General features: G+C 35.7%; 22 protein-coding genes. 16 read left to right on the top strand and 6 right to left on the bottom strand.

Annotation, left to right across the window (positions count from 1 at the left end):
* Positions 1-65: 65 nt before the first annotated feature.
* Complete coding sequence (locus tag ACFOOI_RS05125) at positions 66-626, top strand: nucleotide exchange factor GrpE (protein ID WP_379835776.1); 561 nt, start codon at positions 66-68, stop codon at positions 624-626.
* Between the two features lie 99 nt (positions 627-725).
* The gene (dnaJ, locus tag ACFOOI_RS05130; RefSeq protein WP_379835778.1) at positions 726-1880 is read left to right on the top strand and encodes a molecular chaperone DnaJ; all 1155 of its coding nucleotides are present in this window, start codon (positions 726-728) and stop codon (positions 1878-1880) included.
* 54 nt (positions 1881-1934) lie between these two features.
* Here dnaJ and ACFOOI_RS05135 read toward each other — a convergent pair whose 3' ends face one another.
* The 5 genes from ACFOOI_RS05135 to ACFOOI_RS05155 form a co-directional block, all read right to left on the bottom strand.
* Entirely contained in the window at positions 1935-2207 is a 273-nt protein-coding gene (locus ACFOOI_RS05135; RefSeq protein ID WP_379835780.1) for a hypothetical protein, read from the bottom strand.
* Entirely contained in the window at positions 2204-2971 is a 768-nt protein-coding gene (locus ACFOOI_RS05140; protein WP_379835782.1) for a hypothetical protein, read from the bottom strand. The genes ACFOOI_RS05135 and ACFOOI_RS05140 overlap by 4 nt, the downstream gene beginning before the upstream one ends.
* On the bottom strand, positions 2961-3683 hold the full coding sequence (locus tag ACFOOI_RS05145) for a hypothetical protein (RefSeq protein ID WP_379835784.1): 723 nt from the start codon (positions 3681-3683) through the stop codon (positions 2961-2963). The genes ACFOOI_RS05140 and ACFOOI_RS05145 overlap by 11 nt, the downstream gene beginning before the upstream one ends.
* A 4-nt stretch (positions 3684-3687) precedes the next feature.
* Positions 3688-4278 (bottom strand): hypothetical protein, encoded by a 591-nt coding sequence (locus ACFOOI_RS05150; protein ID WP_379835786.1) that lies wholly within the window; start codon positions 4276-4278, stop codon positions 3688-3690.
* A 127-nt stretch (positions 4279-4405) separates the two neighbouring features.
* Positions 4406-5239, bottom strand: a complete 834-nt coding sequence (locus ACFOOI_RS05155; protein WP_379835788.1) for a M48 family metallopeptidase — start codon at positions 5237-5239, stop codon at positions 4406-4408.
* 98 nt (positions 5240-5337) lie between these two features.
* On the opposite strand from ACFOOI_RS05155, the gene ACFOOI_RS05160 reads away from it, so the two are divergent.
* The 11 genes from ACFOOI_RS05160 to ACFOOI_RS05210 all read left to right on the top strand — a co-directional run bounded on the left by ACFOOI_RS05160 (position 5338) and on the right by ACFOOI_RS05210 (position 15974).
* Entirely contained in the window at positions 5338-5946 is a 609-nt protein-coding gene (locus ACFOOI_RS05160) for a fumarylacetoacetate hydrolase family protein (RefSeq protein WP_379835790.1), read from the top strand.
* A 7-nt stretch (positions 5947-5953) separates the two neighbouring features.
* Positions 5954-7813, top strand: a complete 1860-nt coding sequence (locus ACFOOI_RS05165; protein WP_379835792.1) for a M23 family metallopeptidase — start codon at positions 5954-5956, stop codon at positions 7811-7813.
* A complete protein-coding gene (gene bcp, locus ACFOOI_RS05170; protein WP_379835794.1) occupies positions 7810-8256 on the top strand; it encodes a thioredoxin-dependent thiol peroxidase in 447 nt (148 codons plus the stop codon). Before ACFOOI_RS05165 ends, bcp begins: the two co-directional genes overlap by 4 nt.
* Before the next feature lie 331 nt (positions 8257-8587).
* Positions 8588-10108 (top strand): ArnT family glycosyltransferase, encoded by a 1521-nt coding sequence (locus ACFOOI_RS05175; RefSeq protein WP_379835796.1) that lies wholly within the window; start codon positions 8588-8590, stop codon positions 10106-10108.
* A gap of 303 nt (positions 10109-10411) precedes the next feature.
* Complete coding sequence (locus tag ACFOOI_RS05180; RefSeq protein ID WP_379835798.1) at positions 10412-11278, top strand: transketolase; 867 nt, start codon at positions 10412-10414, stop codon at positions 11276-11278.
* Positions 11279-11298: 20 nt separating this feature from the next.
* A complete protein-coding gene (locus ACFOOI_RS05185) occupies positions 11299-12252 on the top strand; it encodes a transketolase family protein (protein ID WP_379835800.1) in 954 nt (317 codons plus the stop codon).
* Between the two features lie 50 nt (positions 12253-12302).
* Positions 12303-12848, top strand: a complete 546-nt coding sequence (locus ACFOOI_RS05190) for an RNA polymerase sigma factor (protein ID WP_379835802.1) — start codon at positions 12303-12305, stop codon at positions 12846-12848.
* Between the two features lie 44 nt (positions 12849-12892).
* Positions 12893-13384: a hypothetical protein gene (locus tag ACFOOI_RS05195; protein ID WP_379835804.1), complete on the top strand. Its 492-nt coding sequence runs from the start codon at positions 12893-12895 to the stop codon at positions 13382-13384.
* Positions 13374-13814 carry a hypothetical protein gene (locus tag ACFOOI_RS05200; RefSeq protein ID WP_379835806.1) on the top strand — a complete coding sequence of 147 codons (441 nt, stop codon included), beginning with the start codon at positions 13374-13376 and terminating at the stop codon, positions 13812-13814. Before ACFOOI_RS05195 ends, ACFOOI_RS05200 begins: the two co-directional genes overlap by 11 nt.
* 73 nt (positions 13815-13887) lie before the next feature.
* Positions 13888-15090: a class I SAM-dependent methyltransferase gene (locus ACFOOI_RS05205; protein ID WP_379835808.1), complete on the top strand. Its 1203-nt coding sequence runs from the start codon at positions 13888-13890 to the stop codon at positions 15088-15090.
* Between the two features lie 29 nt (positions 15091-15119).
* On the top strand, positions 15120-15974 hold the full coding sequence (locus ACFOOI_RS05210) for a hypothetical protein (RefSeq protein ID WP_379835810.1): 855 nt from the start codon (positions 15120-15122) through the stop codon (positions 15972-15974).
* 68 nt (positions 15975-16042) lie between these two features.
* On the opposite strand, the gene ACFOOI_RS05215 is transcribed toward ACFOOI_RS05210, so the two are convergent.
* Positions 16043-16498, bottom strand: a complete 456-nt coding sequence (locus ACFOOI_RS05215) for a hypothetical protein (protein WP_379835812.1) — start codon at positions 16496-16498, stop codon at positions 16043-16045.
* A 318-nt stretch (positions 16499-16816) separates the two neighbouring features.
* Between ACFOOI_RS05215 and ACFOOI_RS05220 the strand changes: the two genes are divergently transcribed.
* From ACFOOI_RS05220 to ACFOOI_RS05230, 3 genes are all read left to right on the top strand, one after another.
* On the top strand, positions 16817-18055 hold the full coding sequence (locus tag ACFOOI_RS05220; RefSeq protein ID WP_379835814.1) for a hypothetical protein: 1239 nt from the start codon (positions 16817-16819) through the stop codon (positions 18053-18055).
* A 138-nt stretch (positions 18056-18193) separates the two neighbouring features.
* Complete coding sequence (locus ACFOOI_RS05225) at positions 18194-19051, top strand: acyl-CoA thioesterase (RefSeq protein WP_449274515.1); 858 nt, start codon at positions 18194-18196, stop codon at positions 19049-19051.
* Positions 19052-19078: 27 nt separating this feature from the next.
* Entirely contained in the window at positions 19079-20044 is a 966-nt protein-coding gene (locus tag ACFOOI_RS05230) for an NAD(P)H-dependent flavin oxidoreductase (protein WP_379835816.1), read from the top strand.
* Positions 20045-20057: the final 13 nt, after the last annotated feature.

Raw genomic sequence — 20057 nt, forward strand, 5'->3', positions numbered from 1 at the left:
TCAGAATTTATGTCAATGGTCTAAAAATTGTAAACAAATCTAAGAAAAAAAATAAGACAAGTACTATGGCAGATAATAAGGATATGTTAGAAGAAGAACCACAAAATGAGGCACAAAACGAAGTAACCGAAGAAGTAAAAGGCGAAAACGTGGAACCACAAGAAGTTGAGCCAGAACTTTCGGAGCTTGACAAATTAAAAAAAGAAGTAGCTGAGTCAAAAGATAAGTACATCAGACTTTACTCTGAGTTTGAAAACTTCAGACGCAGAACTGCTAAAGAAAAGATAGAAACTATCATGAATGCCTCAGAAGGCCTTATTAAGGATCTAATACCAGTTCTTGATGATTTTGAAAGAGCTCAAAAATCTATAGAAACTACGGAAGATGTAAGTGCAATTAAAGAAGGCATTGATTTGATTTTTAACAAATTCCAGAAAACACTAGTTTCTAAAGGATTAAAAGCTATGGAATCGAAAGGTGAAGTCTTTGATGTTGAAAAACATGAGTGTATCACGCAGTTTGCAGCTGGCGATGACAAAAAAGGCCTCGTTATAGACGAAGTAGAGAAAGGATATTATCTAAACGAAAAAGTAGTTCGCTACGCCAAAGTAGTAGTAGGTTCATAATTTATTTTACCTTGATTGGTTATCCCTTAAAAAATTAAATATTGACTATCAGCACTATATAGCATGTTTCATGACATATGATAGTCTAAATTATAAGCAATGGCAAAAAAAGATTATTACGAGTTATTGGGTGTTTCGAAATCTGCAACTCCCGAAGAACTTAAAAAAGAATACCGAAAATTAGCTATCAAATATCACCCTGACAAAAACCCTGGTGATGCAGAAGCTGAAGCAAAGTTTAAAGAAATCGCTGAGGCCTATAGCGTTTTGTCAGACCCTGACAAAAAGGCAAGATATGACAGATTTGGTCATGAAGGCATGGGCGGTGCTAGCGGCTTTGGCGGTGGTGGTGTAAACATGGAAGATATCTTCAGCCAATTTGGAGATATTTTTGGTGACGGAAGCCCATTTGGCAGTTTCTTTGGTGGCGGTGGCAGAAGTGGCGGTGGCCGCAAAGCCGTTAGAAAAGGTTCAGACCTTAGAATTAAGCTCAAACTCAATATTGAAGAAATAGCCAACGGAGTTGAAAAGAAAATAAAAGTTAAGCGTTATGTTTCATGCAAGACATGCTCAGGAAATGGCTCAAAACATGGCACTTCGCTACAAACTTGTGGTACATGTAATGGCACAGGGCAGCTGAGACGTGTGCAGCAAACTATGCTTGGCCAAATGGTTACAACCAATACCTGTCATACATGTAATGGAGAAGGAAAAATAGTGATGGACCGCTGCGAAACTTGTTTCGGAGAAGGGCGTACACTAGAGGAAGATTTAATCTCAATCAAAATACCAGCAGGTGTAGCCGAAGGTATGCAACTCTCTATGTCTGGTAAAGGTAACGTGCCGAGTCGCGGAGGTGTGGCCGGTGACCTTTTAATTCAAATAGAAGAGGAAGAGCACCCAACACTAAAAAGAGATGGAAACAATATTATTTTTGACCTTCCATTAAACTTTGTAGATGCAATTCTAGGTAAAGAAGTAGAGATTCCGGTTATATCGGGAAAAGTGAAAATTAACATCAAAGCAGGTACACAGGGCGGCGAGGTGTTAAGACTCAAAGGAAAAGGCCTAAAAGACATAAATGGTTACGGCATAGGTGACCAATTGATATATGTGAACCTTTACACGCCCAAGTCTGTAAGTTCAGAAGAGAGAACAATTCTTGAGAAGTTAAGAGACTCTCCTAATTTTGAACCGAAACCAGGAAATGACTCTAAAAGTATTTTTGATAAAATGAAAGACTTCTTTAACTAAAAGTCTTTTTTAATCAAAACAAATAAAAAATGGCCCTTTTCGGGCCATTTTTGTTTACCAACGCTCCCAAGGGAATTTCTTTCGCATCTTTTTCTGCTTTCTGCTTTCTGCTCCTTCAAACTTAGCATCAGGATTTAAAGTACCTTTTTTAGAATCCCACAAAAAATGGATTCTCGGTGGGTACAAATATCTACCAGAAAATACTCCAGTAACTAAGTCGCCGTGCTGATGCTCGTGCCTTACGTGGCAGGTTTTTATTGGGCAGCGAGGTGCCCAACATGAGCTCATGCTTATTGCCAAAAAGAATCCTATTATTATTTTTTTCATAACGGTAATGCTAATCTAAAACCCGCTGTAGTGCTCAAATAGTAGCCACTTGTGCCTGGATTTCTTAGGTTTTTATTTGTCAAAAAGGAATAATGCAGAGGCATACTATCCGCCTCTAAATCTTGAGGTGCATCGCTCGAAAACTTGCCAAGACCCGCTCCAGCAAACACATCTAAAAACAAATAGCGATGTATGTGAATGTGTTTTCCAATTTTTAGGTGGACGGCCTGGGTTTTTTCAGAATATTTTACCTGATTAAACTTAGCAAAAGAAGGCAAAAATGCCCCTCCAACGCCAGTGGCCATTTGCAAATCTTTGTCAGATTGACTTTGAGCGTATTCTATTGCGTAATATCTACCAAATGGCTTTTTATCTAATACATAGAAAGGATACCAGTCAGAAAAATACATTCTAATTTCGCCGCGAATCATTTTATTCTGATTCCCACTTTGATTCTGTCTGATATATTTGCTTACATTTTGACTTCCTTTGCCTTTTCCGTAATCAAAAGAAAAACTAAACTTCCCGAAAGGAGGCACTATTTCTCCTCCGTATTGAAATACATTATTATAACCCAGCATTGCCGAAGGCGTAATTTTTAAAAGCAAAAAAGGAACATGTGTAAAAGTTACAGGATCCCTTAAAGTTTTCTCTGTAGCATCTATTTCTTCAATACCTGCATTCTTTTGTGAAAAACTGGTAATTGAAACCAAAGTCAGCACTATTAGTATTCTAAATATCTTCATGTAAAGCTCAGATTTCATTTAGTTTTTGAAACGTATAATCTGCGTTAATTTTATACTGCAGATACTTATTTTTGGCCAATATCATGAGTTTATTTTTTGACCTTATTATTTTAAAATCCTCAACTCCAATACCGCTTAACTCACTCAACTGTGAAAGGCTTCCCTCTTTTGTAATCTCAAATACTTTCAAATCGCCGTTTTGTAGCTGCATGATTAGTTTATTCTTAATCACTTCTATTTTAAGAATGGCATCAAAATTTATTTGTGAAAGATATATAAGGTCGTTTGACTTTCCCAAACTAAAAACCGAAGCGGTGTTGTTTCCTAATGAGTTACAACCGCCAGAAGTTTGCGAAACCACTACAAACGTATCCACAACCGCAATTTGGTCGCAAACAGAGAAATCAAAATTCTTAAGTTTCTTCAATGTTCCATTTTTATAAGAAACTAAACCCGCATTTGTCTGTAACACTAAAGATTCGGCTGTGCCACTTAGGTTTTCTATTTCTACCGAATCAAGATTTATAGTTTTCAGCGAAAGATTAGATACCGTAGAGTTATTTAAGAAATTGACTTTTTTCTTGGTAAAAAACAACGAAGAACCGTCATTTAGTTCTTTAAAATCATGCAGTTCTGTATTACTTCCTACTATCCTTACCGAAGCCACTTCCTCAACTTTAGAGCAAGCAAAAAGAGAGAAGCAAGCCAATATTATTAATATATTTTTCATAAAATTATCTGTAACAGTTTAGCAGTTGGGTATTGGGTTTTGTCTCCCACTTAGTTACAAATCCAACCGAATCAGGGCATTGAAAATACACATTACGTACCTCCGGATAGTTTGGAAAAGTGAAGACATTGGCTTTTCTGTTGATGATACCAAAGCTACTTGGATTAGTCAATAGCGGATCTGAAAGACTAAACCCAACATTGAGATTTACCAAACCACGAACTCTGTAAGCAATCAAGTCATTGCCATTATCACTAATTATATGGCCGTCTTCTACCCTGAAGTTTCGCATGGCAGGAATATGAATAAAAGCCAAAGGAACAGGAACTGCACCTTCTGGATTTTTAAAAACATGCACACCTTGCATTTTTTCTCCGATATATAGAAAACTAGAATCTACATAGGCATCTCCTCTTTCCTCTATGGCCTTTGGTGAATCCACAAAAATATTTCCTAATTGGGCATCAGAAATAGACGCTTTGATAAAATAGGCATCTCCTGCATAGCTCGGGTCATTTGCACGAAAATCCTCATATTTTTGACAGGACAAAAGTCCGAATAATGAAAAACAAAAAATCAGGTTATGAATACGCATGTAAAGCAGTTTGGTTTTAATATGTCAAAATCAATAAACGTTCCAAAAAGATATAATCTTATGTAGGAACACAAAAAGCCTGATTATTTCTAAACAATCAGGCTTTTTATCAAATATTTAGCAGAAATTATTTATTTCCGTAGGCATAATAATATTTCATTGCTTTATCCATGTTTTTAGACAAATCCGCAATTCTAGTAGCATCCGCAGGGTGAGTAGATAACAACTGAGGCGGCTTCTGACTGTTTTTACCAGCTTCTTCCATTCTTTGCCAAAATGCAACAGCTTCGTTAGGATTGTATCCGGCCATTGCCATAAATATCAAGCCCAATTTATCTGCCTCAGACTCTTGTTTGCGGCTATTTGGCAAAACTCCACCTAGCTGAGTTCCTATACCTAATACCTGGCCAGCAGTTTGCATCACACGCTCGTCTCCTGTGGCCACACCCGCCGCAATGGCACCCACTTGGGTAAAACCTTGGGCCAACATGGCTCTGCTCATTCGCTCTCTTCCGTGTTCGGCAATGGCGTGGGCTACTTCATGCCCCATAACTACCGCTACACCCGATTCTCCTTGGCAAATAGGAAGAATTCCGGTATAAAAACACACTTTACCTCCTGGCATACACCAAGCGTTGAGCTCTTTGTTTTCAACTGTTCTAAACTCCCATTGGTAACCGTCTAAAAGATGTCCTAGATTGTTTTGAATCAAATAGTCTTCCACCGATTTTTTAATTCTATCCCCTACTCTAGAAACCATTTGGGCATTAACGTTATTGGCGTTAAGAACTTTTACTGTATCAGTAAAACCTTTATATTGTTGAAAACTCAAAGCCATCATTTGTTCGCCCGATACTAGGCCAACCAATTGTTTTCTTCCTGTTAATGGCACACGCTGACAAGATAAGCCGGCCATTAGAATTGCCAAACCTAATGTCAATAGTTTAAGATTCTTATTCATTTTATATTATTTTTGTGAAATTGTTGCTTTAAGAAACGCTAAAGTAACCGATAGCGTTTAAAGCTTAGACTCAAATTTTAAAAAAAGTTTTAAAAATAATGAAAATAATTGCGGTAGGAAGAAATTATGTAGAGCATATTCAGGAGTTAAACAACGAAAGACCAGACCAGCCGGTCATATTTTCAAAGCCTGAAACAGCCATTTTAAAAAACAACGAACCCTTTTACATTCCTTCTTTTAGTTCGGATATTCATCACGAGGTTGAGATAGTTTTGAAAATATCAAAAATAGGTAAAAACATCGAAGAGAAGTTTGCTCATAAATACTATGACGAAATAGCCCTTGGGGTTGATTTTACGGCGAGGGATGTTCAGTCTAAACTAAAAGAAAAAGGCCTCCCATGGGATTTGGCTAAAGGGTTTGATGGATCTGCCCCTATTTCAAACTTTGTTTCAAAAACAGATTTTGACTTAACTAATCTAAATTTTTCTATGGACAAAAACGGTCAAAGACAGCAGACAGGCAATACGAGCCACATGCTGTATTCGTTTGACTATTTGGTGAGCTTTATATCTCGCTATTTTACTTTAAAAACCGGCGATCTGATTTTTACAGGTACTCCAAGTGGCGTCTCTGCTGTAAAAATTGGTGACCAGCTGACAGGTAGAATAGAAGACAAAGTGATGTTTGATTTTGAGGTGAAATAAATAATAAATGAATTCTAGATTAATTACGTTTTTTTTAATAATACTTTCCTATTCAGTTTTTGGACAAAACAAAATTCCACAAGGTTACTTCATAATGCCGATTGCTCCCGGACAAATCAGTTCGCTGTCAGGTTGCTTTGGCGATATAAGAATTAACCATTTCCATGCAGGTCTAGACGTACGCACGGGCGGAGTAGAAGGCAAACCTGTTTATGCAGCCGCCGATGGCTACATTTCGAGAATAAAAATAATGAATGGTGGCTACGGAAATGCCCTGTATGTAACCCATCCAAATGGATACACTACGGCATATGCCCATTTAAAAGTATTTTCGGAAGAAATACAAGCTTATTTGGTTAGCAAACAATACGAACAAAAAACTTGGGAAATAGATTTAAGTCTTTCGCCCAATGAACTTCCGGTTACACAAAGACAAATCATAGCACTATCGGGCAATACAGGCGGTTCTGGTGGCCCGCATTTACATTTCGAGATTAGAGATCAGGCAGAAAACGTCCTTGACCCTGCACTTTTTGGTTTTAGCGAAATAACCGACAATGTATCGCCAATCATAGAGTTTATTTCTTTGAAATGCGTGTCAAAAGACGCTTCGATAAATGGCAAATTTGGCATATTTAATTTTCCAGTCATAAAATCAAAGTCAGGTTTGTATACCGTTCCCGCTAAAATTACGGCTAAAGGCAAAATAGGCCTTGAAATTTTAACGTATGACAAGACAAGTGGCAGTCCTTTTAGGCAAGGTGTAAACCAGATAAACCTCAATGTGAACCACGAAAATGTGTATAATTTCAGGTTAGAAAAAATGGCTTTTTATAATAAGCTGGACATGAATGTACATGTTAACTACGAAAAGTTAATAACCAAAAATCAGAAAATACATAAATGCTATGTAGAACCAGGCAATACCTTCGATTTTTACAAAACGAATGAACATGGCGGAGCATTTGACATAATAGATGGCGAAAACTTAGTTGAAATCAGAGTAAATGATGTTGCAGCAAATAATACAGCACTCATATTTAACATAAACAAAGAAGCTGACCAAGACGAAAAACCAGCAGTTGGCCCCTTAGATTATGATTTAAAAGTGCTCGACAATTTTGTTTATCTCAAAATTCAAAAAGCCCCAGAGGAAATTAAAAACATAATAGTCATAAAAGAAAATGAAGAGCTTGTGCTCTCTCCAAGAGCCAATGGCGACTTTGTTTATGATTTATCAGATGGTTTACCACAAAACATCAAAGTTGGAAACGCAGAAATCAAACTTCCAATCAATTACCGTTTGACTAAAAACCAGGCAACCATCAATACGAAATATTTATCGGCAGATTTTGGAAATGCCCTTTATGGTGATGCCAATGTTAAAATAGAAGCTGACGGTTCAGTTTTAGACTTATATGAAGACATTATCCCTTTAAAAAGCCCTGCAGATATCACTTGGCAAAAATCAGGTTCGGTAGATCAAAAAGAAAAGTACAAAGTATATCTGGAAGCAGGTAAACCAAAGTTTATCGGTGGGGAATGGGACGGAAACAAAATAATATTTAAAGCAAAAGAATTTGGTAAATACCAAACCAGATATGATTTTGACGCTCCTTATATCAGTGCCCGAACTGTAAACAAAGACATGCTAAGTTTTAGAATAAGCGACGCACTTTCGGGCATTAAAGAAATCAGATGCCACGTAAACGAAGAATGGACCTTGATGAACTATGAATACAAAAGCGGCTTAATTTGGTCTGAAAAACTAGATAAAACTAAACCTTTTACAGGAAAAGTTGTTTTAGAAGTGATAGACAATTGTAATAATATTCAAACATTCGAAACCAATCTACCAGAATTATGAGACCAGAAGTAGGAATGCCAGCCCCTGATTTTTCAGCCTTAAATCAAAAAGGAGAAACTATAACTTTAAGCGGCTTAAAAGGTAAAAAAGTTGTCATTTATTTTTATCCCAAAGACAATACTCCCGGATGTACAACCCAGGCATGTAATTTGAAGGATAATTACGACGCTCTTTTGGCAAAAGGTTATGTGGTTTTGGGAGTTAGCATCGACAATGCAAAATCTCATCAAAAATTCATAGACAAGTATGAATTACCGTTTGACCTTTTAGTAGATACTGAGAAAGAATTGGTTGAGAAATATGGAGTATGGGTAGAAAAAAGTATGTACGGAAAACAATACATGGGCACGGCACGCGTGACCTTTGTAATAGATGAAAACGGAATTATAACCGACGTGATAGACAAGGTGGTTACGAAAGATCATGCTGCTCAAATAGCATAAATATATTATTTAGAAGTAAAAAAGGCGGCTTGTCCGCCTTTTTTTATGCCATAAATCTTAAGTATTAACCAAAAAATAATTTTATGGAATTTTAACTCAATATTTCTTCAGGCCTTCAATCTTCCAATTGGTTTTTTATTTAAATTCACACTTTTATTCTAAAAATTTGAATTTAAGCTTTCTTAGTGGCCTATTTTTAAGAATAAAAAGACTTAAATTAATTAGGAAATAGCCGTTTATGAATCAGAAACAACAAAAAATCCTCCTTGCACTTTTTTTACTTTCTTTCACTTTTTTATCGTCCTTGTATCTCTCGAAGCCGGGCCTACAAATGGACGAAATTCTATTTGCCAATGTCTCCTTAGGCGAAATCAGCCCGACAACCTACATTGCCAAAAAATTCGGTGGAATTACCTTTTTTGTATTGTATTACATTGGGGCCTTGAAGTCATGGATATATATCCCGATTTTTAAATTATTTGGGTTTAATTATTACAGCATTCGCTTTCCTATGATTTTGCTTACCCTGGTGAGCATTACGCTATTTTTCAAGTCATTTAGATTGGCCTTTAAGCTCAAACATTTCGCTTGGCTTGCACTTTCATGTATAGTTTTTGAAGTTACCCTAATAGGTATGATCCGAACCGACGTAGCACCTATGGCGTTCGAGTATTTTTTCAAAGCGTTATCTATTTATTTACTCTTTAAATATCTAAAAGAAGAAAAGAAACTCTACTTATTTCTAATTCCAATACCCTTATTGCTAGGCATTTTCAATAAATTCAACTTTATCTGGTATTCCAATGCCTTTATTTTCAGTGCGTTCTTATTAGCTTTTTTTAACAAAAAACTAAAAAGTAAACGTCATCTTTACACTACGTTAACAGTCTCGCTTGGCTTAGTTTTCGGAATGTTATTTTTAATTCGATATTTAAATCCAGGAATGCTGGGTTCTAAAATACTAAAAGACCCAAAGCAGTTAATCGAAAAAACGAAGATGTTTTACAGTTTCTGGAAGTCCATTTTCGATGGAAATGGATTTTACGAACTTCAATATTTAAAAACCTATTTCATCACCGACCAATCTGACTTTAGGTACTATATTGACAGTGTTTTTTCATATTTTTTCGAATTAAGTTTTGTCCTCTTTTTATTGGGTATGTTTGTTGTTTTCAAGGCATTTTTACAGAAAAAAGCAGAATCAAAACACATCTACTATTTATTTTTCCTTGGTTTAATAGTTATTCAGAGCCTCCAAGTGCTCATAGTATCTAATGCCACAAACATTTGGCATTTTTATATGATATTTCCTTTTTACAGCATTTGTGTACTGTTAGGAATTTATTTTTTAACCGAAAAAAAATACCAATCTCTGAGATTTTTGTATGTAGGTCTTTTTGTGATTTATAACTTATATGGATATTCAAAATATGTAGATGCATTTATAAACAAAAAACCAACCAACCTTTGGACCAATAAAATAGAAGACTTAGCAACATATGTTAAGCCTATAAAAGGTGAATTTATTGAGCTCGAATGGGGCATGGATTCACAATTGGTATGCTTAACTAAGCAAAACAAATTCAGATTAGGTTTTCAAATGCCAGACGGATACTATATTACCGATTTAGAAAACCCCTCAAAGCTGTTTTATGATAGATTTATTAAAGATAAAAATTTAAATGAATTGTATTTTATTGGTGTGGAATCTGTTGGAAAAAATCCAAAAATGATTGCTTTATTAAAACAATTAGAAACAGAGCGGAACTTTAAAAAGAAGGTAATCAAAGAGATTCTCGAAGATGATGGCACTGTAATATTTTCTATTTTTCAATTTGTGCCAACCAATTAAGCATTTTGAGAATTCGCTGTTAACTAACCTAAAAGTAATTGTAATCAAATAAATTCAAAACTTTATACCTTTAGTAGCATCGTTAAAATTCTATTTTTATTCCATTTTCCTTATATATTTTGGTTAATGCAATAATATTCGGAATATAATGTAGTTATTTTCAGTTATTTTGCAATTAATTTAGAATTAAGTGTAACAATGACACTAAAAATATTATTTTTGCAAATGCTTAGAAATTTATAGGCTAAGCATCAATAATTTAATAAATTTGAGCTGATTTTTTAACAAAATTTTATTTTCTAAATGCAAACCCAAGAACTTCAGGACATTGCCTCACAAGTAAGACGAGATATCGTAAGAATGGTGCACGGCTGTAAGTCTGGCCACCCAGGTGGATCGTTAGGTTGTACCGACATTGTCGTTGCCCTTTATTTTCAACACATGAAAACCAACAACCGTAAAGGTAAAGGAGGTTACATTTCATTTAAGATGGATGGCACTGACGAGGACCTTTTCTTCCTTTCTAACGGACACATCTCTCCTCTTTTTTACTCCGTATTGGCTAGAAAAGGATATTTTGGGGTAGAAGAACTTTCTACGTTTAGAAAATTAAATTCAAGATTACAAGGGCATCCTACCACGCACGAAGGCTTGCCAGGAATCAGAGTTGCCTCTGGCTCACTTGGCCAAGGAATGTCGGTTGCTATAGGAGCTGCAATGGCTAAAAAGTTAAATGGTGACAAGCAGTCTGTATATGTTTTGATGGGCGACGGCGAGCAACAAGAAGGACAGGTTTGGGAAGCAGCACAGTTTGCCCCTCACCACAAAGTAGACAATCTTATAGCTATTATTGACCTTAACGGTCAGCAGATAGACGGCTCTACTGAAGAAGTAATGTCGAACAGAGACCTTAAAGCAAAATATAAGGCTTTCGGTTGGAATGTTATGGAAATCAAAGAAGGTAATAACGTAGAAGAATGTGTGAAAGGCCTTAGAAAAGCTAAGAGACTTTCGGGTAAAGGTCAACCAATTATGATCCTACTACACACTGACATGGGTGCTGGAGTAGACTTTATGATGGGAAGCCACAAATGGCATGGAATAGCTCCTAACGACGAGCAACTTGCTGCGGCATTGGCTCAGCTTCCATCTTCATTAGGTGACTATTAATCTTTAACATTATTTTAGAAATGAAAAAATATACATATACAGAATCAAAAGATACACGTTCGGGTTTTGGCGATGCCATGACTGAACTTGGCGAAAGCCATCCAAATGTAGTAGCTTTATGTGCTGACTTAGTAGGTTCACTTAAAATAGCTCCTTTCATTAAAAATCACCCTGAGCGTTTTATCCAAGTGGGTATAGCAGAAGCTAACATGATGGGTATAGCCGCTGGTTTAACTATCGGAGGCAAAATTCCTTTTGCAAGTACGTTTGCAAACTTTGGGTCAGGAAGAGTGTATGACCAAATCCGTCAGTCGATAGCTTATTCTGACAAAAACGTTAAAATAGCTGTTTCGCATGCAGGTTTAACACTTGGAGAAGACGGTGCTACTCACCAGATACTTGAAGACCTAGCCATGATGCGTTCTATGCCAAACATGACCGTCATAAACCCATGTGACTACAACCAAACCAAAGCTGCTACAAAAGCTGTGGCTGACTATGAAGGTCCAGTTTACCTAAGATTTGGTAGACCTGTAGTTCCAGTTTTTACGGATGCTGATCAAAAGTTTGAGATTGGAAAAGCTTGGATGGTAAACGAAGGAAAAGACGTAACGATTATAGCGACTGGCCACTTGGTATGGGAAGCCATAAAAGCTGGTGAAAAACTTGAAGCTCAAGGAATTGATGCTGAAATAATAAACATACATACTATTAAGCCACTTGACACTGCTGCTATACTGAAGTCTGTTAAAAAGACGAAATGTGTGGTAACATGCGAAGAGCATCAGGCAAATGGCGGACTAGGCGATGCCGTAGCTCAAACATTATCTCAAAACTTTTTAGCTCCTCAGGAATATGTAGCTGTAAATGATTCATTTGGTGAATCAGGTACACCTGAGCAACTTATGGTTAAATATGGTCTAACATCTGACGATATTGTAGCCAAAGTGTTAAAAGTTATAGCAAGAAAATAACTCAAAACTTTAAATCTCGGTTGCGGCTTCGTAACCGAGATTTTTTTTATATGGAAGATCAACAAATTATAGAACTTTTAAAAGACCCGAGTACTTACGAACAAGCATTTAGGGGAATTCTGAAAGCGTATAAAGAAAGAATCTATTTCCAGATTCGTAAAATCGTGATTGACCATGACGATGCAGATGATGTAACGCAAGAAGCATTCATTAAAATCTGGAAAAACCTTGACAAATTTAGAGGCGACTCAAAACTCTACACTTGGCTCTATAGAATAGCCACTAATGAAGCCCTAACTTTCTTACAGAAAAAGCGAAGAGACCGCTCAGTGTCCATGGATGACAACGAAATGCTACTTAATACGTTTGAATCCTCAAAAAGTGACACCTACCTCGATGGAGAAGAAATAGAAATGAAACTCCAAAAAGCAATATTACAATTAACTGACAAGCAAAGAATAGTATTTAACCTAAAATATTTTGAGGATTTAAAATACGAGGAGATATCAGAAATAACTGAGACTACAGTAGGTGGTCTAAAAGCCACATATCATTTTGCAGTAAAGAAAATTGAAGAATTTTTAAGTAAAAGTTAAACCATTTGGATTTGAGATAGTCTAAACACAAGAGCTTAAAAATCATGAATATAGAAGAAAATAAAATAAAGCACCCGTTCAAAACTCCCGAAGGATATTTCGATAACCTGGAGGATCAAATTTTGTCTGAAATAAACCTCGCCAAGATTAGTAAAAAAGAGGTTTTCAAAACCCCCGATGACTTTTTCAGTAAGTTAGAATCTGAGATACTTTCTAAAACTGTAGAAAAGCCCACACTAACTGTTACACACAGAAATTATTCTTGGAAATATATTAGAGTTGCTGCTGCAAGTTTGGTTTTTGCGGGTATGGGCTATTTGTTTTACGCAAATACGCAAGAACCTAAAAATGACTTGGCAGAAATTAGTTCTGACGATATCGTGCTATATTTGGCTACTCAGCCTATCAGTATGACAGACATAGCTCAAAATTTAGATGACAAGACTGTAGAGAATCTAGATTTAAATATGATTCCGAATTCAATAGAAATCACAGAAAATGATTTAATATTATTAACCGATGAAAATGAAATTTAAAATTACATTAAGCATAATACTAGGGGTGTTTATAAGCCTATCGTCTCTTGCCCAAGGTCCTCAACATGGTGGAAACGAACGCCTCAGAGCAATGAAAGTGGGAATGATAACCCAAGACATTAACCTTACCGAAAGCCAAGCAGAAAAGTTTTGGCCAGTTTATAATAATTTCGAAGATGAGAGAAGTCAAATTTTCAGAAAAATAAGACAGCTTTCGAGAAAAGATGAAACACTGACAAACGAAGATTTGGTAAAAAGACAAGATCAAATAATGGCATTGAGACAGCAGGAGTTAGACTTAACAAAAAGCTATAAAGAATCCTTTCTTAAAGTAATATCGATTCAGCAATACGCTAAACTGATGGATACCGAAAGGCGATTTAATCAAATGCTCTTAGAAAAACTAAAGGAAAGAAAAGGACGAAACTAAGTAAGCAATTACTTAGTTTTTTTTTATTCCTAGTCATAAAATACATTACTTTGTTTTAGAAATACGATATTATTTGGAAAAATACCCTACAATAGATTTAAAAATAGAAGCAGCAAAAATTGCAGCACAGCACAAGGGCTACAATCACACCGAATTTGCATTAAAAAATCCGCTAAATCTCGAGAAAGAACTTTTATTATTAGTATCTAATCAACTTTTATTTTTAGAAAAGCTACCAAATAAAATGCCTCAGTGGGAAGTATTTACGGGTTTGTTAGCACCTTCACGTGTTTCGTTTGAGCAAAGCTCATCTGAGTTTACAGGAAATTTCAAAAGAAGTATTTTAAATGGTAAAAAAGGAATTGACCTAACCGGTGGTTTTGGTATTGACAGTTTTCACCTTTCTCAAAACCTCGATTCATTTCTATATATAGAACAAAACACCGAATTGTCGGAAGTTGTAGACTATAACTTCAAGCTCCTTGGATTAAAAAATATAGAAATAAAAAACACGACAGCGGAAGAATTTCTATCTTCATCGACAGGTAAGTTTGATTTCGTTTTTTTAGACCCTGCCAGAAGAAATGACCAAAATAAAAAAATGGTGGGAATAGAAGATTGCCAACCAAATCTTTTGGAAATAAAAGACCAACTTTTGTCCATTTCACCTGTAATTCTAATAAAATATTCTCCTTTGTTAGACCTGAGTATTTCTATTCATCAACTAAAAAACATACACAAAATGTTCATTTTAGCGGAAAAAAACGAAGTAAAAGAAGTTTTGTTTCTTATTAAAAACAACGAAGAATTTAATCCTGAAATAGAATGTATTAATCTAAATTCTAAAAATATAGTAGAGCGATTCAATTATTATTATGAAGAAGAAAAAACTGCCATTTCAAACTTAAGTGAACCAAAAGCTTTTTTATACGAACCCAATGCAGCTATATTAAAAGCAGGTGCTTTTAAACAAATTGGCACAAAACTAAACCTAAACAAGCTGGGTGTCCACAGTCATTTGTATACCTCTGATACCGAAATAGAAGACTTTCCTGGAAGGAGTTTCAAAATAATAAATGTTATGAATTTCGATAAAAAGAAAATAACAGAGGCACTATCTGAAGGCAAAGCAAATATCACGTGTAGGAACTTTCCACTTAAACCAGAAGAAATAAGAAAAAAGATAGGAATTAAAGATGGCGGGGACCAATATCTTTTTTTTACCGAAGAAAAAAACAAGCAAAAAGTCGTAATTTTATGTGACAAATTGCATTAAAAATAATCTCAATAATAAAAATAAAACCTATGAAAAATAAACTAAGCATATTCGTACTATTAATGATCAGTACAGTTCTGGCTTTTGGCCAAACCAAAGTATTTAAGGGAGCAAACCTTTACGAAGGAAAAGCTCAAACATCTTTTTACTTATTAAGCACAAAAAGCTCAAAAGAACTTAAACGGGATTTGGAGAAATATTTCGAAAAGTCTACCAAAATTAAAGACGTTTCAAAAGAAGTATTCAGAATAGAAGACCCAAAAGGGTTGGGGATTTCGCAAGACTTATCTTATATCGATATACATATTCCAGCTACAAAAGGGGAAGGAAAGGTGATTTTTTATTTTTTAGACAAAAATCACACTGCTATGAGCTCGTTTGAGGTAAGTGACAGACTTGCGTCAAAAATGGTAAGTGAATTTGGCGACTTTAGCAGAAATGAACTTCTGAGAGAATTAGCTGAAAAAGAAGCTGATTCGGCTAGTGACGACCTTGGAAACGCCGAAAAGGAAGTTTCTAAAATTGAAAGAAAACTTGAAAAGAACTTAAAAGAGCAAGAGAAACTAGGCAAAAAACTTGATGCAAGCCCGGAAATGTTAACCAAGGCACTTTCTGAAAAAGAAGAACTTGTGAGTCAAATTTACAATACAGACACAACAACTGTATCGACTTTAAACGAAGAAGAGCTAAAAAAAGCTTCTTTGAAGAAAGAAAAAGAGATTGCCAAAATCCAGAAAGAGAAAGACAAAAACAGCTCACGATTAGAAAAGAAAGAATCTGAATTTGATTTACTTAAAAAAGAATTATTTGACGCTAAAAACTTGGTTAAAAACCTCATAATAGTAGCCAAAGATGCATCTGAGAACTTTAAAAACTTTGAGTAAGATTAAGAAAAAGGGGCGATCAAAATGTTCGCCCCTTTATTAATTATTAAACTATTACTCCACTAAAGTCATCTTCTAGGTCTATAAAAATCCCTATCGTTTGTTTCTCTTGCAATCATTCTGTTCAAAATATCCAGATCTCTTCTCAATTCCATCGCTTCACTTTTAGATATACGGCCATTTCTTAGAAAACGATTCTCCTTACGTTCAATTTGTTCGTAAAACTTCATTAATTTATTTGCTTCCGTAGCCGTTATGGTGCCTTTGGCAATACCGAAACCAATTTTTTCGCGGGCTTCTTTTTGAAAAGAATTCACCATGCCTGCTCCCGATCTAACTTCTACTCTATTCCAATGCGAATCATACGACCAATCGTTACGAGTGGCACGGCTATTATAGTCATTGCTAGACTTAATGCTTTTTGAGTTATAGGCATAATCATTATTTCCATACTTATTACCTTGAGCATTTGCACCCAATACACTCATTCCCAACACTCCTAATACTACCATTAACTTTTTCATGATTATTAATATTTAAGTTTTAAATCCAAATTTGGTAATTAGAGTATGTTTCTATCAAAAGGTTTATAAAAGCTCATTGTTAATAATTGTTAACGTTTTTTTGAGAGTTTATGCAACAAAAAAAGCTTACAAGACGTTATAATCTTATAAATGCATTTTAGTAGTTTATTAATACTTAAGAGAAATTAAGACATTTATTATAGTGGTTTATTTTAGGGGTTAGATTAAAGCTCTCGGATTTTCCGGGAGCTTTTCTTTTAGTTACTAAATGCCTATTTTTGCGAAACATTTATTCAAAAAAAATACAAACTAATAAAAATGAGAAAATTACTCATTGCTGCCCTTTTACTTCATATTGTCAATATAGGAATAGCCCAAACAAAAGAACTCCCAAAAATTTTCATTAATTGTCAGCAAACAAGGTGCTACACAGACTATATTAAAATCGAGCTTCCTGCTTTTACATTTGTGAGAGACCTTGACCAATCTGATGTAAATATTTTAATTACTTCAAATGGAAATGCATCTGGTGGTCGTACTTATCAGTTATATTTTTCTTCTAAAACCAGACCTCAAATAAAAAAAGATACAATCTCATTTTTTGTGAGACAAGATGACACCGAAGATCTAGCCAGAAAAAAGCTTTTAAATACCATCAGTTATGGCTTACTTCCTTATTTAAAAGGAACTGAATTAGAGCAAAACACCAAAATATCTTTTGCAAAAATAAAACCTGCAGCTATTGTAGAAGAAAAAGACCAATGGAATAGGTGGATATTTGGACTTGGAGCAAACGGAAGGCTAGAAGGCGAAAGCAATAGAAAAGAAGTAAGACTTGACGCTAATGTACGAGGTGGCCAAACCACCGAAAAATCTAAGTTTAGTTTTTATACTTATTTTAGCCAGAAGTCAAACAGCGTAAATGTAGACTCGGTATTAAATACAGTAAAAACCAACAATTACGGCTTCAACTCCTTGTATGTTAGGTCATTTTCTGACCATTGGTCATTAGGTGGCTTTATGAAAGGCTACCATTCTGTTTATCAAAACATTAAATTTTCAAAGAGCATCGCCCCTGCCCTAGAGTTTTCGGTATTTCCTGTAAAAGACTTTAACAGTAAGCAACTAAGGTGGATATATCAGGCTGGAGTTTTAGACCTTGATTATATAGAAACTACTATTTATGATAAAATAGAAGAAACCCTGCCTTACCAACAAGTTACTGGCATTTTGGGTTTTACCCAGCCTTGGGGGAATTTCAGTGCTGAACTAAGTGGATTCCAATACTTACATGACCTCGAACGCTACAGATTAAGTTTGGAGCTGGATCTATCACTTCGCGTAGCTCAGGGACTTTCTGTTCGATTTTATGGCAATGGCTCTCAAATTAATAATCAAATTTCTCTTGCTAAGTCAAGTGGAGACGCCTCAAGTGTACTTTTAGGCGGGAGGCAGTTGGCCACGACATTTTCGTTTAATACCTCATTTGGCCTAAACTATACCTTTGGTTCCTTAAATAACAGCATAGTGAACCCACGTTTTTCAGGTGTAAACTAAAGCCTTTAGAATTTAATTTCCATAAATATTATTTTTTTACGTATAAGTATCTTAGCTTTTTTGGTTTTAAAACACAAATGGTTTAATTTGAATTGTGATACAACAATTTCAACTTCTAGAAACTAATACAATCAAATAATGAATAATATTCAAGAGTTAATTAAGCTTATTGAGCTTGAAAAACTCAGTGAAAATATATTTTTGGGCCAAAATTATCAAGCACCTTGGAAACGTGTATTCGGAGGACAAGTATTGGCACAATCCTTAAGTGCTGCTACCCAAACCGTAGACCCAGATAGAATGGCACACTCTATGCACGCCTACTTTCTTTTGGCAGGCGACATCTCAATTCCTATTGTTTTTGAAGTAGAAAAAATCAGAGACGGCGGTAGTTTTTCAACCAGAAGAGTGGTAGCCAAGCAAAATGGAATCGCGATATTTTTTATGTCGGTTTCCTATCAAAAAGCCCAAGAAGGCTTTGACCACCAAATAGACATGCCCAAAGTGGAAGGTCCCGAAAACCTACCTTCAGACGAAGACGTAGTCAAAAAGTACAAGCTCTTTGTGCCCAATCACCTCTTTGAAGTTATAAAAACACGGCCGTTTGAATTTAGAATGGTTGAGAAAATCAATATTTTCGACCTAAAGACTAAATTGCCATTTAGGCATTTTTGGTTTAAAGCAAACGAGGCATTTGAAGCCACTCCTGCGGTTCATCAGCAGCTGTTAACGTATGTGTCTGACTACAATCTTTTGACTACTTCCATATTGCCGCATACCAAAGGTCCATTGCCGCCTAAAGGCCTCTTTATGGCTAGCCTTGACCATGGCTTGTGGTTTCATCGAGACTTTAAAATTGACGAATGGCTCCTATATGCTATCGATAGCCCTAGTGCCTCAAATTCAAGAGGTTTTAACCGAGGCAACATATTTACTCAAGATGGCGTTTTGGTAGCCTCTGTGGTACAAGAAGGCGTAATAAGAGCTGGCAAATAATTACAATCAACCTAAAAATCAATAAAAATGAATCCTTTCGAAAATTTAAAGCTGCCTTTAGTGGTAGCACCCATGTTTCTAATTTCTGGACCCGAACTCGTTATCGAATGTTGTAAAAATGGTGTAGTGGGTACATTTCCTGCTCTAAACCAACGCTCAACCGAGGGTTTTGAAGAATGGGTAATTCAAATAAAAACAGAACTAGAAAAATTTGAAAAAGAAACAGGTAAAAAACCTGCACCGTTTGGAGTAAACTTGATAGTGCATCAAAGTAATCCACGCGTGATGGCAGACATGCAAATCATAGTAAAACATCAGGTTCCTTTAGTAATAACTTCGCTGGGAGCAGTTACGCAAGTAGTGGATGCTGTGCACAGCTATGGCGGGCTGGTTTTTCATGATGTGATAAAAAAACGTCATGCAGAAAAAGCAGCAGAAGCAGGCGTAGACGGCTTAATATTAGTAACAGCAGGTGCAGGCGGTCATGCAGGCTTGCTTAATCCTATACCGTTTATTCAAGAAGTTAGAAGCTTTTATAAGAAAACCATTTTGTTGTCAGGCTGCATGAGTAGCGGACATGACATAGCTTCTGCTATGCAAATGGGAGCCGACTTGGCTTATTTGGGAACTCGTTTTATAAATACTACCGAAGCTAGAGTAGATAAAGCCTATCAAGATATGATCAGCGATAGCGGCACCACAGACATTGTTTACACAGCCGCGGTTTCTGGAGTATATGCCAATTTCATGAAGAAAAGTCTAGAAAATAACGAGATTCCACCTGAAATGTGGGAAGGAAAAGCCAAAATTGACTTTGGAAAAGAACTAGATGCAGAAAAAGCTGAAACAAAAGCTTGGAAAACGATCTGGTCAGCTGGACAGGGTGTGGCCACTATTCATGATGTAAAACCAACTGGGGAATTAATTTCAGAAATGAAAAAAGACTTCAGACACGCAATAGAAGAGCAAGCCAAACTATTGGACAAATATTAAAAAGACAAGGCAT

The organism is Lacihabitans lacunae, from assembly GCF_042649125.1.
GTDB lineage: Bacteria > Bacteroidota > Bacteroidia > Cytophagales > Spirosomataceae > Leadbetterella > Leadbetterella lacunae.

Excerpts from the sequence above, each read along its gene's own strand:
- ACFOOI_RS05220 (WP_379835814.1), top strand. The coding sequence starts at position 16,817 with ATGAGAAAATTACTCATTGCTGCCCTTTTACTTCATATTGTCAATATA.
- ACFOOI_RS05180 (WP_379835798.1), top strand. The coding sequence starts at position 10,412 with ATGCAAACCCAAGAACTTCAGGACATTGCCTCACAAGTAAGACGAGAT.
- ACFOOI_RS05165 (WP_379835792.1), top strand. The coding sequence starts at position 5,954 with ATGAATTCTAGATTAATTACGTTTTTTTTAATAATACTTTCCTATTCA.
- bcp (WP_379835794.1), top strand. The coding sequence starts at position 7,810 with ATGAGACCAGAAGTAGGAATGCCAGCCCCTGATTTTTCAGCCTTAAAT.
- ACFOOI_RS05185 (WP_379835800.1), top strand. The coding sequence starts at position 11,299 with ATGAAAAAATATACATATACAGAATCAAAAGATACACGTTCGGGTTTT.
- ACFOOI_RS05155 (WP_379835788.1), bottom strand. The coding sequence starts at position 5,239 with ATGAATAAGAATCTTAAACTATTGACATTAGGTTTGGCAATTCTAATG.
- ACFOOI_RS05140 (WP_379835782.1), bottom strand. The coding sequence starts at position 2,971 with ATGAAATCTGAGCTTTACATGAAGATATTTAGAATACTAATAGTGCTG.
- ACFOOI_RS05230 (WP_379835816.1), top strand. The coding sequence starts at position 19,079 with ATGAATCCTTTCGAAAATTTAAAGCTGCCTTTAGTGGTAGCACCCATG.
- ACFOOI_RS05175 (WP_379835796.1), top strand. The coding sequence starts at position 8,588 with ATGGACGAAATTCTATTTGCCAATGTCTCCTTAGGCGAAATCAGCCCG.
- dnaJ (WP_379835778.1), top strand. The coding sequence starts at position 726 with ATGGCAAAAAAAGATTATTACGAGTTATTGGGTGTTTCGAAATCTGCA.
- ACFOOI_RS05150 (WP_379835786.1), bottom strand. The coding sequence starts at position 4,278 with ATGCGTATTCATAACCTGATTTTTTGTTTTTCATTATTCGGACTTTTG.
- ACFOOI_RS05135 (WP_379835780.1), bottom strand. The coding sequence starts at position 2,207 with ATGAAAAAAATAATAATAGGATTCTTTTTGGCAATAAGCATGAGCTCA.
- ACFOOI_RS05190 (WP_379835802.1), top strand. The coding sequence starts at position 12,303 with ATGGAAGATCAACAAATTATAGAACTTTTAAAAGACCCGAGTACTTAC.
- ACFOOI_RS05195 (WP_379835804.1), top strand. The coding sequence starts at position 12,893 with ATGAATATAGAAGAAAATAAAATAAAGCACCCGTTCAAAACTCCCGAA.
- ACFOOI_RS05215 (WP_379835812.1), bottom strand. The coding sequence starts at position 16,498 with ATGAAAAAGTTAATGGTAGTATTAGGAGTGTTGGGAATGAGTGTATTG.
- ACFOOI_RS05160 (WP_379835790.1), top strand. The coding sequence starts at position 5,338 with ATGAAAATAATTGCGGTAGGAAGAAATTATGTAGAGCATATTCAGGAG.
- ACFOOI_RS05145 (WP_379835784.1), bottom strand. The coding sequence starts at position 3,683 with ATGAAAAATATATTAATAATATTGGCTTGCTTCTCTCTTTTTGCTTGC.
- ACFOOI_RS05225 (WP_449274515.1), top strand. The coding sequence starts at position 18,194 with ATGAATAATATTCAAGAGTTAATTAAGCTTATTGAGCTTGAAAAACTC.
- ACFOOI_RS05200 (WP_379835806.1), top strand. The coding sequence starts at position 13,374 with ATGAAATTTAAAATTACATTAAGCATAATACTAGGGGTGTTTATAAGC.
- ACFOOI_RS05210 (WP_379835810.1), top strand. The coding sequence starts at position 15,120 with ATGAAAAATAAACTAAGCATATTCGTACTATTAATGATCAGTACAGTT.
- ACFOOI_RS05125 (WP_379835776.1), top strand. The coding sequence starts at position 66 with ATGGCAGATAATAAGGATATGTTAGAAGAAGAACCACAAAATGAGGCA.